The 12,165-nt window shown below is 72.3% G+C and carries 12 protein-coding genes; 6 read left to right on the top strand and 6 right to left on the bottom strand.

Annotated features, from left to right (window positions below; all coding sequences use genetic code 11):
• The first annotated feature begins 115 nt into the window (after positions 1-115).
• Complete coding sequence (locus C3492_RS38540) at positions 116-580, top strand: MarR family winged helix-turn-helix transcriptional regulator (RefSeq protein WP_103817264.1); 465 nt, start codon at positions 116-118, stop codon at positions 578-580.
• Between the two features lie 230 nt (positions 581-810).
• Positions 811-2,001 carry a zinc-dependent alcohol dehydrogenase gene (locus C3492_RS38535; RefSeq protein WP_103817263.1) on the top strand — a complete coding sequence of 397 codons (1,191 nt, stop codon included), beginning with the start codon at positions 811-813 and terminating at the stop codon, positions 1,999-2,001.
• A 121-nt stretch (positions 2,002-2,122) separates the two neighbouring features.
• Here C3492_RS38535 and C3492_RS38530 read toward each other — a convergent pair whose 3' ends face one another.
• The gene (locus C3492_RS38530; protein ID WP_103817262.1) at positions 2,123-3,199 is read right to left on the bottom strand and encodes an ATP-dependent DNA ligase; all 1,077 of its coding nucleotides are present in this window, start codon (positions 3,197-3,199) and stop codon (positions 2,123-2,125) included.
• A gap of 94 nt (positions 3,200-3,293) precedes the next feature.
• Between C3492_RS38530 and ligD the strand changes: the two genes are divergently transcribed.
• Both ligD and C3492_RS38520 read left to right on the top strand, forming a co-directional pair.
• Complete coding sequence (gene ligD, locus C3492_RS38525; RefSeq protein ID WP_181140766.1) at positions 3,294-4,313, top strand: non-homologous end-joining DNA ligase; 1,020 nt, start codon at positions 3,294-3,296, stop codon at positions 4,311-4,313.
• A 90-nt stretch (positions 4,314-4,403) separates the two neighbouring features.
• Positions 4,404-5,480, top strand: coding sequence for a LacI family DNA-binding transcriptional regulator (locus tag C3492_RS38520; RefSeq protein ID WP_103817261.1), 1,077 nt, complete (start codon positions 4,404-4,406; stop codon positions 5,478-5,480).
• A gap of 29 nt (positions 5,481-5,509) precedes the next feature.
• Here the strand turns inward: C3492_RS38520 and C3492_RS38515 are convergent, their stop codons facing one another.
• On the bottom strand, positions 5,510-6,298 hold the full coding sequence (locus C3492_RS38515; RefSeq protein ID WP_103817260.1) for a VOC family protein: 789 nt from the start codon (positions 6,296-6,298) through the stop codon (positions 5,510-5,512).
• A gap of 268 nt (positions 6,299-6,566) precedes the next feature.
• Between C3492_RS38515 and C3492_RS38510 the strand changes: the two genes are divergently transcribed.
• A complete protein-coding gene (locus C3492_RS38510; protein ID WP_030643251.1) occupies positions 6,567-6,812 on the top strand; it encodes a WhiB family transcriptional regulator in 246 nt (81 codons plus the stop codon).
• A 63-nt stretch (positions 6,813-6,875) separates the two neighbouring features.
• Here the strand turns inward: C3492_RS38510 and C3492_RS38505 are convergent, their stop codons facing one another.
• From C3492_RS38505 to C3492_RS38490, 4 genes are all read right to left on the bottom strand, one after another.
• On the bottom strand, positions 6,876-7,850 hold the full coding sequence (locus C3492_RS38505; RefSeq protein ID WP_103817259.1) for an acyl-ACP desaturase: 975 nt from the start codon (positions 7,848-7,850) through the stop codon (positions 6,876-6,878).
• Between the two features lie 230 nt (positions 7,851-8,080).
• Positions 8,081-8,857 (bottom strand): dimethylargininase, encoded by a 777-nt coding sequence (gene ddaH, locus C3492_RS38500; RefSeq protein ID WP_103817304.1) that lies wholly within the window; start codon positions 8,855-8,857, stop codon positions 8,081-8,083.
• A 167-nt stretch (positions 8,858-9,024) separates the two neighbouring features.
• The gene (locus tag C3492_RS38495) at positions 9,025-10,650 is read right to left on the bottom strand and encodes an ABC-F family ATP-binding cassette domain-containing protein (protein ID WP_103817258.1); all 1,626 of its coding nucleotides are present in this window, start codon (positions 10,648-10,650) and stop codon (positions 9,025-9,027) included.
• A 312-nt stretch (positions 10,651-10,962) separates the two neighbouring features.
• Positions 10,963-11,379 (bottom strand): SsgA family sporulation/cell division regulator, encoded by a 417-nt coding sequence (locus tag C3492_RS38490; protein ID WP_103817257.1) that lies wholly within the window; start codon positions 11,377-11,379, stop codon positions 10,963-10,965.
• A gap of 219 nt (positions 11,380-11,598) precedes the next feature.
• Between C3492_RS38490 and C3492_RS38485 the strand changes: the two genes are divergently transcribed.
• The coding region (locus tag C3492_RS38485; RefSeq protein WP_374938421.1) for a WD40/YVTN/BNR-like repeat-containing protein at positions 11,599-12,165 on the top strand (567 nt) is incomplete at its 3' end.

Genomic DNA, 12,165 nt, shown 5'->3' with positions numbered 1-12,165 from the left:
CCACTGGAGGCGGTGACCGTCAAGAGCTGGCCTCCGCGAGGCCCCCGGAAGGAGACAGGGGTGCCTGGTGCCGGATATCGTTCAGTGCACCAACGAACCGACCAGGGGAGCGCACATGGCCGCGGTGGACCTCGCCACCCATCCCGGGCACCTGGCCCGGCGGCTCCAGCAGGCGCACTACCTGCTGTGGAACACCATGGTCTCGGAGGAGATCACCTCGCCGCAGTTCGCGGTCATGAACGCCCTCGTCGCCGAGCCCGGGCTCGACCAGCGGACCGTGGGGGAACGGGTGGGCCTCGACCGCTCCACCATCGCCGAGGTCATCAGCCGGCTCGACCGCCGGGGGCTGCTGCACAAGGTGCGCGACCCCCAGGACGGCCGGCGCTTCCTGCTCCGCCTCACCGACGACGGCCTGCGCACCCACCGCAGACTCACCGTGCGGACCGCCCGGATGAACCAGGTCTTCCTCGCCCCGCTGTCCGCCGAGGAACAGACCGTGTTCTTCGACCTGATCGGCCGGGTCGCGGACGCGGCGGAGGAACTGCGCAATCCGGCCGAGCCGCCGGCCGCACGGAGCTGAGGACGCCGGCGCCGGCCTTCGAGGCACCGGCTGCCCCCGCGGTACCGGTACCGGCCCATGAGGCACCGGCCGGCTCAGGGCGCCGGTACGTGGGCTCATCCGGTCATCACCGGCCGTACCCGGTCGCTTCGGGTTCCCGGCGGCGGGCGGGGGGTACCCGGGGGCCACCGCACACACGGCACGCGGCTGTACGCGACAGCAGCCGTACGCGACCAAGGGAGCACGACCCCATGAAGGCAGTCACCTGGCAGGGCAAGCGGGACGTCCGGGTCGAGGACGTGCCCGACCCGAGGATCGAGGAGCCCACGGACGCCGTCATCCGCGTCACCTCCACCGGACTGTGCGGCTCCGACCTGCACCTGTACGAAGTGCTCACCCCGTTCATGAGCCCGGGCGACGTCCTCGGCCATGAACCCATGGGCATCGTGGAGGAGGTCGGTTCCGAGGTGCCCGGCCTTCGGCCCGGTGACCGGGTGGTGGTGCCGTTCCAGATCGCGTGCGGGCACTGCTTCATGTGCGACACCGGGCTGCCCACCCAGTGCGAGACCACCCAGGTCACCGGCGAGGGCATGGGCGCCGCCATCTTCGGCTACAGCCGCCTGTACGGCTCCGTCCCCGGCGGCCAAGCCGAGTACCTGCGCGTCCCGCAGGCACAGTTCGGCCCGATCAAGGTGCCCGAGGGCCCGCCGGACGACCGGTTCGTCTACCTCTCCGACGTGCTGCCGACCGCCTGGCAGGCCGTCGAGTACGCGGCCGTCCCGCCCGGCGGCACCCTCGCGGTCCTCGGCCTCGGCCCGATCGGCGACATGGCCTGCCGGATCGCCAGGGCCCGGGGCGCGGAGCGGGTCTTCGGGGTGGATCTGGTGCCCGAGCGGCTCGCCCGGGCGCGGCGGCGCGGGGTGGAGACGTACGACCTCCGGGCCTTCGACAACGAGAAGTCGCTGGTCCACGCGATCCAGGAGGAGACCGGCGGCCGGGGCCCGGACGCCGTGATCGACGCCGTCGGCACCGAGGCCCACGGCAGTGCCGCCGCCAAGCTCGCCCAGCAGGCCACCGCGCTCATGCCCCGCAAGCTCAGCGCTCCGCTCGCCGAACGGTTCAGCATCGACCGGCTGGGCGCCCTCTACATGGCGATCGACCTGGTCCGCCGGGGCGGCACGATCTCGCTCAGCGGTGTCTACGGTGGCATGGCCGACCCGATGCCGATGCTGACCCTCTTCGACAAGCAGATCCAGCTCCGCATGGGCCAGGCCAACGTCCGCCGCTGGACGGACAAGATCCTGCCGTACCTGACGGACGAGGACCCGCTCGGCGTCCAGGACTTCGCCACGCACCGGCTGCCGTTGACGGAGGCGCCGCACGCGTACGAGATGTTCCAGCGCAAGCAGGACGGCGCGGTGAAGATACTCATGCAGCCGTAGCAGTAGCTGTCACCGTGTCCGCAACCGTGGCCGTAGTCGTGTCCGCAACCGTGGCCGTGGCCGCTGCTTCGCGCCTGTGGCCCCCCGGGCGCCGGGTGCCGGCGCCCGGGCTCCGCCCCGCTCAGCCGCCCTCCTTCTCGCCCAGGATCTCCGCGAGGTCGTAGCGGACCGGCTCCTCCAGCTGGGCGTACGTGCAGCTCTCCGGTGTACGGTCCGGGCGCCAGCGGCGGAAGCGGGCCGTGTGCCGGAACCGCTGGCCGTTCTCCATGTGGTCGTACGCCACCTCGGCCACCCGCTCCGGCCGCAGCGGCACCCAGGACAGGTCCTTCTTGCCCGACCAGCGGCTCGGCGCGCCCGGAAGCCGGGCCGTCTCGTGCGCCGACTCGTCCGTCCAGGCGGCCCACGGGTGCCCGGAGACGTCGTCCATGCGCAACGGCTCCAGCTCCTCGACCAGCTCGGCGCGCTTCTTCATGGCGAACGCGGCCGACACGCCCACGTGCTGGAGCCGCCCCTGTTCGTCGTACAGCCCCAGCAGCAGCGAGCCCACCACCGGGCCGCTCTTGTGGAAGCGGTACCCGGCGACGACGACGTCCGCCGTGCGCTCGTGCTTGACCTTGAACATGGCCCGCTCGTCCTGGAGGTAGCGCAGGGTGAGCGGCTTGGCGACGACCCCGTCGAGACCGGCGCCCTCGAACTGCTCGAACCACTGCCGGGCCACCTCGATGTCGGTCGTCGACGGCGCCACGTGCACCGGCGGGGTCGCCTCGGCGAGGGCCCGGTCCAGCAGGGCGCGGCGGTCGGTGAGCGGCACGTCGAGCAGGGCGTGGTCGTCCAGGGCGAGCAGGTCGAAGGCGACGAAGGAGGCCGGGGTCTTCTCCGCCAGCATCCGCACCCGGGAGGCCGCCGGGTGGATCCGCTCGGTCAGCGCGTCGAAGTCCAGCCGGCCGCCCCGGGCGATGACGATCTCCCCGTCCAGCACGCACCGCTCGGGCAGCCGCTCCTTCAGCGCCTCGACCAGCTCGGGGAAGTACCTGGTCAGCGGCTTTCCGGTACGGCTGCCCAGCTCGACCTCGGCCCCGTCCCGGAACACGATCGACCGGAAGCCGTCCCACTTGGCCTCGTAGTGCATCCCCGGCGGGATCTTCGCCACCGATCTGGCGAGCATGGGCTTCACGGGCGGCATGACGGGCAGATCCATGAATCCGATTCTGCTCGCATGAAGTCGTTTCCGCTCATATATGTACGGCCGCGCCCGGTATGCGCACTGTGCGGCGTGCGCCTACCGTGGCCGCATGGGTGATGCGGTGGAACTGGAGGTGGCGGGCCGGACCGTACGGCTGTCCAGCCCGGACAAGGTGTTCTTCCCGGAGCGGGGCTTCACCAAGCTGGACCTCGCCCGGTACTACGCCGCCGTCGGCCCCGGCATCCTGCGCGCCCTGCGCAACCGTCCCACCACCCTGGAGCGCTACCCGGACGGCGTCGGCGGCGAGTGGTTCTACCAGAAGCGGGCGCCCAAGGGCATGCCCGGCTGGATCCCGACCGCCCACATCACCTTCCCCAGCGGGCGCAGCGCCGACGAGATGTGCCCCACCGAGGAGGCCGCCGTGGTGTGGGCCGCCCAGTACGGCACCCTCACCTTCCACCCCTGGCCGGTCCGCGCCACCGACGTCGACCATCCCGACGAACTCCGCATCGACCTCGACCCGCAGCCCGGCACCGACTACGCCGACGCGGCCCGCGCCGCCCAGGAACTGCGGGCCGTCCTGGACGAGTTCGGCGGGCTGCGCGGCTGGCCGAAGACCTCCGGCGGCCGGGGCCTGCACGTCTTCGTCCCCATCGAACCGCGCTGGACCTTCACCCAGGTGCGCCGCGCGGCGATCGCGGTCGGCCGGGAGATGGAGCGCCGGATGCCGGACCGGGTGACCATCAAGTGGTGGAAGGAGGAGCGTGGGAGCCGCATCTTCCTCGACTACAACCAGACGGCCAGGGACCGCACCATCGCCTCCGCCTATTCGGTACGCCCCCGCCCGCACGCCCCCGTCTCGGCGCCGCTGCGCTGGGAGGAGGTCGGTGTCGCCGAGCCCCGCGACTTCGACCTCGCCACCATGCCGGCCCGGTTCGCCGAACTCGGTGACGTGCACGCCGACATGGACGACCACGCCTACTCCCTGGACGCGCTGCTGGAACTGGCCCGCCAGGACGAGCACGACCACGGCCTGGGAGACCTGCCGTACCCGCCGGAGTACCCGAAGATGCCCGGCGAACCGAAACGGGTGCAGCCGAGCCGCGCCCGCCGCGAGCCGTCGCCCTGAGACCGGCCGGGTTCCGCGTCCCGTCCGGCACCGGCCGGTCCCGCCGCCCGCGGCTATCCTGATCGGCAGCCGCCGATGAGGAGTCCCGAAGTGACCGAGGCAGTGTCGCGTCCCACGCTGGAGGCCGTGGCCGCGCGGGCCGGGGTGTCCCGGGCCACCGTGTCCCGGGTGGTCAACGGCGGCGACGGGGTCCGCGAACCCCTGGCCGAGCGGGTCCGGCGGGCCGTGGAGGAACTGGGCTACGTCCCCAACCAGGCGGCGCGCAGCCTCGTCACCCGGCGGCACGACGCCGTCGCGGTCGTCATCGCCGAGCCCGAGACCCGGGTCTTCGCCGACCCCTTCTTCGCTCTCCAGCTACGCGGCATCAGCAAGGAACTGACCGCGCACGACAACCAGCTCGTGCTGCTGCTCACCGAGGGCCGCGCCGACCACGCGCGCGTGGCCCGCTATCTCGCCGGCGGCCATGTCGACGGCGCGCTCGTCTTCTCCCTGCACCTGGACGACCCGCTGCCCGGCCTCATCCACGACGCCGGTGTGCCCACCGTGTTCGGCGGGCGCCCCGACTGGGGCGCCGACACCCGGGCGGCCGACCCGGGCGTGGTGTACGTCGACTGCGACAACCGGGGCGGGGCCCGCGCGGCCGTCCGGCATCTGCTGGACCTCGGCCGCCGGCGCGTCGCCCACATCACCGGAGCGCTGGACCAGACCTCGGCGGTGGACCGGCTCGACGGCTACCGGGACGTCATGACCGACGTCCTGGGCGGGTACGATCCCCGGCTGGTCGAGGAGAGCGACTTCACCCCGTCCGGCGGCGAACGCGCGATGCGGGAACTCCTCGACCGCTGCCCGGACGTCGACGCCGTGTTCGCCGCCAACGACCTCACCGCGCTCGGCGCCCTGCGGGTGCTGCGCGCGAGCGGCCGGCGCGTGCCCGAGGACGTGGCCGTGGTCGGCTTCGACGACATGGTGCCGGTCACCGAACAGGCCGATCCCCCGTTGACGACGGTTCGTCAGGACATCGAGGAGATGGGCCGGCTGATGGCCCGTCTGCTGCTGCGCGGCCTGTCCGGCGCCCGCGAGGGGACGGACACGACGGCCGGCGCCCAGGAGGCACCGCCGTCGGAAGTGATCCTGCCGACCACCCTGATACGCCGCGCCTCCGCCTAAGGCTCGCGCCGGCCGGCGCCCGCCGGTGCTCAGCCCTGCGGCCGCTCGCTCCTGATCACCGCGAAGCGGACCCCGTACGGGTCGGCGAGCCTGGCCGTGCGGCCCACGCCCTCCAGGGTCGTCGCGGGCACCCGCACCGTCCCGCCCAGGCGCTGCGCCTGTTCCACCACGGCGTCGGTGTCCTCCACCTCGAAGTACGGCAGCCAGTACGGCCCCGCCTCCGCCTCGGTGGGATCGTCGGCGAGCGGCACCATCCCGCCGAACATCGCGTCCTCACCGGCGCCGTCCGGGTTGAAACAGGTGTACGTCCCGCCCGGGAACGGCGCGGAGGTCTCCAGCCCCAGCACCCGGCGGTAGAACGCGGCGGCCGCCGCGATGTCCGGCGTGTACAGCTCCACCCAGCGCAGGGACCCCGGCTCGCCCGCGAGTTCCACGCCCTTGGTCCGGCCCGGCTGCCAGATCCCGAACGGCACGCCCGCCCGGTCGGCGAGGACCGCCATGTGGCCCTGGCCCAGCACGTCCATGGGCTGGAACAGCACTCTGCCGTGGGCCTCTTCCGCCGCCTTGGCGGTGGCCTGGGCGTCCTCGCTCTGGAAGTACACCGTCCAGGCCGGGGGCCCCTGGTCGGGACCGGTCTGCATGCCGCCCGCGACGGTCTTCCCGTCCAGCTGGAAGAAGCCGTAACCGCCGGCCTCCGGCCCCGCCGACCGGAACCGCCAGCCGAACAGACCGCCGTAGAAGGAGGCGGCGCCGTCGATGTCGGGACTGCCGACGTCGATCCAGTTGGGCGCGCCGTTGACGAAACGGGTGGTGAGCATCTCGCCCTCCTCGCAAGGGGCTCCGTCCTGTGCACTGCCGAGTCTGGCACCGCCCACTGACAATCGCTGCCGGAGCACCGGGACGCGCCGGGACCACCCGCTCTCACCCAGCGTGACGACACGCGTTCTCCGGGTTTTCACACGGCTGGGCGCGCCGCCGTGCGCGCGCCGGGCCGCGGGGAGCATCATCGGGGTGGCCGGAGGCCCCGAGCACGCCGTTTCGCCGGCGTTGATCGAACGTTTTTCGGCGTCGGGCAGGCTCCTGGCCATGCACTACGAAACCATCACCCCGGCCGACGACACCTGGCAGGCGCAGGCGCTGTGCGCGCAGACCGGGCCGGACTTCTTCTTCCCCGAGCCGGGCAGCTCGGTGCGCGAGGCGAAGCGCATCTGCGCCATGTGCGAGCTGCGCCCGGCCTGTCTGGACTACGCGCTGGCCAACGACGAGCGGTTCGGCGTCTGGGGCGGCCTGTCGGAGAAGGAGCGCCTGGCCCTGCGCCGTACCGCCCGCTGACGCCGCGAGAAGCCGTGGGCCGCCCGTCGGCCCGGGCGCCGGGGCGGGCCCGCGCGCGGGGCGTCAGCCCCCGGCGCGCGCCGCCATCCGGGCCTTCCGCGTGGCCAGTTTCTCGTCGAACTTCGTGGCCTCCGCGTTCAGCCCGCCCAGGAACAGGCCGAGTTCCTCCTGGGCCTGGCGCCCCTCGGGGCCGAGGCCGTCGATCTCCAGGACCTTCAGGAAGCGCAGCACCGGCTGCAGCACGTCGTCGTGGTGGATGCGCAGGTTGTACACCTCGCCGATCGCCATCTGCGCGGCGGCCCGCTCGAAGCCGGGGATGCCGTGGCCGGGCATCCGGAAGTTCACGACGACGTCCCGGACCGCCTGCATGGTCAGGTCGGGCGCCAGCTCGAACGCGGCCTTCAGCAGGTTGCGGTAGAAGACCATGTGCAGGTTCTCGTCGGTCGCGATGCGCGCCAGCATGCGGTCGCAGACCGGGTCCCCCGACTGGTGGCCGGTGTTGCGGTGCGAGATCCGCGTGGCCAGCTCCTGGAAGGCGACGTAGGCCACCGAGTGCAGCATAGAGTGCCGGTTGTCGGACTCGAAGCCCTCGCTCATGTGGGACATACGGAAACGTTCCAGCTTGTCGGGGTCCACCGCGCGCGAGGTCAGCAGGTAGTCCCGCATCACGATGCCGTGCCGGCCCTCCTCGGCCGTCCAGCGGTGCACCCAGGTGCCCCAGGCGCCGTCGCGGCCGAAGAGCGAGGCGATCTCGTGGTGGTAGCTCGGCAGGTTGTCCTCGGTCAGCAGGTTCACCACGAGGGCGATCCGGCCGATCTCCGTCACCTGGGACTGGTCCTTCTCCCAGGCCTCCCCGTCCTCGAACAGGCCCGGGAAGTTGCGGCCGTCGCTCCACGGCACGTACTCGTGCGGCATCCAGTCCTTGGCGACCTTCAGGTGCCGGTTGAGCTCCCTCTCGACCACTTCCTCCAGTGCGTACAGCAGCCGCGCGTCGGTCCAGACGGACGGGCTGCCGAGGTGGGGGGAGGTGATCGTCACAGGAACTCCAGGGGGACGCCGAACAACGGGGGGAGGAAAGGGGACGGTCCGGCGAGCGGTGCCGGAAACCTACGTGATCGTAGGCTACGAATCCGTAGGTTACGAAGCCGTAGGTTAAGACGCCCGTAAAGGTTCGCTGATCAGCCCGCCCGGACCAGCGGAGCCCGGGTACGCCGGACGGCCCCGGGACCCGCAGGTCCCGGGGCTGCCGGGCTGACGGGTCCGCCAGGTCAGGCGTAGAGCTCCCGAAGACGCACCGAGAGGCAGGTCACACAGCCCTCCAGCTTCTCGAACTCGCTGATGTCGACCGTCACCACGTCGTGGCCCAGGTCGGTCAGCAGCTCCGCGGTCTTCGGGGCGCTCGCCGCCATCAGCAGCTTGCCGCCGCCCAGCAGCACCACGTGCGCGCCGGACTCCTCCGGCACCGACAGGAAGCCCGGGAACAGCGACGGCCGGTCGATCTTCGGGATGTGACCGATCACCGTGCCGTCGGGCAGCGCGGTCACCGCCGACTTCAGGTGCAGCACCTTGCTCACGGGTACGGCCACCACCCGGGCGCCCAGCGGCTCGAAGGCCGCTCGCAGCTGCTGCACACCGGCCGCGTTGGTCCGCCCGCCGCGGCCGACGTACACCGTGTCGCCGACCTTGAGGACGTCACCGCCGTCCAGCGTGCCCGGCTCCCATATCCAGTTCACCGAACAGCCGAGGCGGGCCACCGCCTCCTCGACGCCGGCGGTCTCCGCCCGCCGCGACTCGGCGCCGGGCCGGGTGATCAACGCCACGTTCCGGTACATGACGACGGTGTCCTCGACGAACACCGAGTCCGGGCAGTCGTCGGCCGGTTCGACCTCGATGATCTCCCAGCCGTGCGCGCGCAGGGCCTCGACGTACGCCTCCCACTGCTCGCCGGCGAGCCCGGAATCGACCTTCTCCCGCTGGATGTGCGTCACCAGGCCGTCGGCCAGGAGGGGGCTGGGGCGGCGGACGAGGGCCTTCTTGCTGGGCACGAGGGGCCTTTCGAATCGGTCGGTGCGATGGTGCGGTCCGGCGCCGCTCACACGGCGCCGGTCCGTCATCATGCAGGGCGCTCCCGCCAGGGCCAAACCCCCCCGGTGCCCGGCGCGTCTCCCCCGAGACCGGAGCCGGCCGGCCGGGGCGGGCCCTCGCCGGCCGGTCAGGCCGGGTCCCAGAGCGCCTCGGGCGTCGTCTCCGTCAGCTCCCCTCCCTCCATCAGCAGCCACCGGGTGATCCCGATGGACTCCAGGAACGGCAGATCGTGGCCGGCGACGATCAGCGCGCCCTCGTACGACTCCAGGGCCGTGGTCAGCTGCCGGACGCTGGCCATGTCCAGGTTGTTGGTGGGCTCGTCCAGCAGCAGCAGTTGGGGCGCGGGCTCCGCGAGCATCAGCGCGGCCAGGGTCGCCCGGAAACGCTCACCGCCCGACAGGGTGGCCGCCTTCTGGTCGGCCCGCGCGCCCCGGAACAGGAAGCGGGCGAGCCGGGCCCGGACCCGGTTGTTGGTGGCGCCCGGCGCGAACCGGGCGACGTTCTCGGCCACCGACAGGTCGTCGTCCAGCACGTCCAGCCGCTGGGGCAGGAACCGCAGCGGGACATGGGCCGTCACCGTGCCCGACACCGGCGCCAGCTCCCCGGCGACGGTCCGCAGCAGCGTGGTCTTGCCGGCGCCGTTGCGGCCGACGAGCGCGATCCGCTCCGGGCCGCGCAGATCGAGGATGCCCGGCACGCGCGCCCGGTAGGCCGTTTCCAGCTTCTCCAGGGTGATCACCTGCCGCCCCGGTGGTACGGCCGTGTACGGCAGGTCGACACGGATCTCGTCGTCGTCCCGTACGGCCTCCTCCGCCTCGTCCAGCCGTTCCCTGGCCTCGGCGAGCCGCTCCTCGTGCATGATGCGGTGCTTGCCCGCCGACTCCTGGGCGGCACGCTTGCGTGCCCCCATGACGATCTTCGGCTCGCGCTTCTGTTCGTACATCTTCTGCCCGTACCGCTTGCGGCGGGCCAGTTTGACCTGGGCGTCGGCCAGTTCGCGCTTCTGCTTGCGCACATCGGCCTCGGCGACGCGCAGCATCCGCTCGGCCGCCTCCTGCTCGACGGCCAGCGCCTCCTCGTAGGCCGAGAAGTTGCCGCCGAACCAGGCGACCTCGCCGGAGCGCAGCTCCGCGATCTGGTCGACCAGGTCGAGCAGTTCCCGGTCGTGGCTGACCACGACCAGCACGCCCGGCCAGGAGGCCACCGTCTGGTACAGCCGCCGGCGCGCGTACAGGTCGAGATTGTTGGTGGGCTCGTCCAGCAGCAGGATGTCGGGGCGGCGCAGCAGCAGCGCGGCGAGCCGCAGCAGTACCGACTCGCCCCCGGACACCTCGCCGACGGTCCGGTCCAGGCCGATGTGGCCGAGACCGAGTTCGCCGAGGGTGACCAGGGCGCGCTCCTCGACGTCCCAGTCGTCGCCGACGGTCTCGAAGTGCTCCTCGGCGACGTCGCCCGCCTCGATGGCGTGCAGGGCGGCCCGTCGGCCGGCGATGCCGAGGGCCTGGTCGACGCGGAGCGCGGTGTCGAGCGTGACGTTCTGCGGGAGGTAGCCGATCTCGCCGGCCGCCTTGAGAGTGCCGTCGGCCGGGGTCAGTTCCCCGGCCATCAGCTTGAGCAGGGTGGACTTGCCCGATCCGTTGACGCCGACGAGCCCGGTTCTGCCCGGGCCGAAGGCGATGTCCAGGCCGTCGAAGACGGCGGTGCCGTCGGGCCAGGTGAAGGACAGGGACGTGCAGGTGAGGGAAGCAGACATGGGCGCCTCGCGAGGGACGGGTGCGTTCGGGTGGACGCGTGTCGAGACACCGCGAGGCGGAAACCGAAAGGTCTGGGGCACGGAGGCGGCCACGGAGAAGGGCCTGTGCCTTGAGGACGGCTCGGACGCCGAGGTCGTACGCCACGCACACCTCACCGGTGCGACGCGGTGTCTCAGGACCTCAGACGAGCAACGTCCTTCTCCAATCGACGGCAACAGAACCGCTGTACACGGTAGGAAGGGCGGGAAGAGCTGTCAACGTGATTGTTCGCCGCGCCGCCCCACGCGCGCGTGGCGTTCACCGGCCGGGACTCAGCAGGCGTCCCGCATCAGCTCGGCCAGGTCGTGGTCGAGGTCGAAATGGAGGTGTTCCAGGCCGACGGGGACCAGGTCGTTGGTCGCCTCCAGGAACCGCCGGATCTCACCCGAGCGCACGTGCACGACCGCGGTGCCCTCCGGGGCGTGGAACTCCAGCACCGTGCGGTCGTACCCGTACGGCCGCACCCGGACGTCACCGTGGCCCTCCGGGCCCTGGAGACCGGCCGTGAGCAGCTCGCGGGAGAAGGTCCAGCACACGTCGACGCCCTCCAGCGTGGCCGGTGCCGGGAACGTCATGCGGACGGCGAACGGGTCGCGCCGGTCGTAGCGCAGCGTGGCGGGAATGCTCGGCATGCGCGGTGCGGCGGCGACGAGACGGGCCTCTACGGGCTGCTCGATGACGGTGGACAACGCCTTGCTCCCTCGTGACGGATGGACTGCGCCCGGGTGTGCGGCGCCCGGCACTGGAAGAGACGACGGAAACGGCCGATGCGTGCACACGGGGAACGAGTGACCTCGGTCACCGCGTTCATGCGCGGGCAACGTACGGCCGTTCCCGCTCGTCGGCAGGCGCGCGGCACGGCAGGCCCTCTGGACGGGGCCGGGGGAGTGGGGCTAGCTTCGCCCGCCATGAGGCGCTTGGGGAGCACGCGAGGCAGGGGACGGACGAGCCGGCTGGTGATGGCGGGAGTGGCGTGCGGGGCGGCTCTGGCCGCCCTGACGGTCCCGGCGGCCGAGGCACGTCCACTGGCCCACGGCACCACCGGCCGGACGAGTGCGGGACAGCCGCTCCCGGGCACGGCACGTACGGACGGGGCGGCCCGAGGCTCCCGTGCGGAGAACGCGTACCCGGCGGCTGGGGACTTCCGCGCGGGAGGCGTGCACTGGGCGGTGAAGGACACCGGCACGCCGCGGATCCGTTTCCGGGGACTCGCGGCCGTCGACCGGCGCACCGCCTGGCTGGCTGGTACCGAGGGCACGGTGCTGCGTACCACGGACGGCGGCGGGAACTGGCGGAACGTCTCCCCGCCGGGAGCAGCCGACCTGCAGTTCCGGGACGTGACGGCGTTCGACGCCCGGCGCGCGGTGGTGCTCGCCATCGGCGAGGGCGAGGCCTCCCGCGTCTACCGCACCGACGACGGCGGTACGACCTGGACGGAGTCCTTCCGCAACACCGATCCGAAGGCCTTCTACGAC

Origin of the sequence: Streptomyces sp. Ru62, assembly GCF_002920615.1 — a bacterium.
Classification (GTDB): domain Bacteria; phylum Actinomycetota; class Actinomycetes; order Streptomycetales; family Streptomycetaceae; genus Streptomyces.
Note: the sequence above shows the minus strand (reverse complement) of the source record. Positions and strands in the feature narration are given on the sequence as shown.

What these genes read in the sequence shown, in the direction of transcription:
- C3492_RS38540 (WP_103817264.1), top strand. Translation starts at nt 116, where the DNA reads ATGGCCGCGGTGGACCTCGCCACCCATCCCGGGCACCTGGCCCGGCGG.
- C3492_RS38535 (WP_103817263.1), top strand. Translation starts at nt 811, where the DNA reads ATGAAGGCAGTCACCTGGCAGGGCAAGCGGGACGTCCGGGTCGAGGAC.
- C3492_RS38530 (WP_103817262.1), bottom strand. Translation starts at nt 3,199, where the DNA reads ATGGATCTGCCCGTCATGCCGCCCGTGAAGCCCATGCTCGCCAGATCG.
- ligD (WP_181140766.1), top strand. Translation starts at nt 3,294, where the DNA reads ATGGGTGATGCGGTGGAACTGGAGGTGGCGGGCCGGACCGTACGGCTG.
- C3492_RS38515 (WP_103817260.1), bottom strand. Translation starts at nt 6,298, where the DNA reads ATGCTCACCACCCGTTTCGTCAACGGCGCGCCCAACTGGATCGACGTC.
- C3492_RS38510 (WP_030643251.1), top strand. Translation starts at nt 6,567, where the DNA reads ATGCACTACGAAACCATCACCCCGGCCGACGACACCTGGCAGGCGCAG.
- C3492_RS38495 (WP_103817258.1), bottom strand. Translation starts at nt 10,650, where the DNA reads ATGTCTGCTTCCCTCACCTGCACGTCCCTGTCCTTCACCTGGCCCGAC.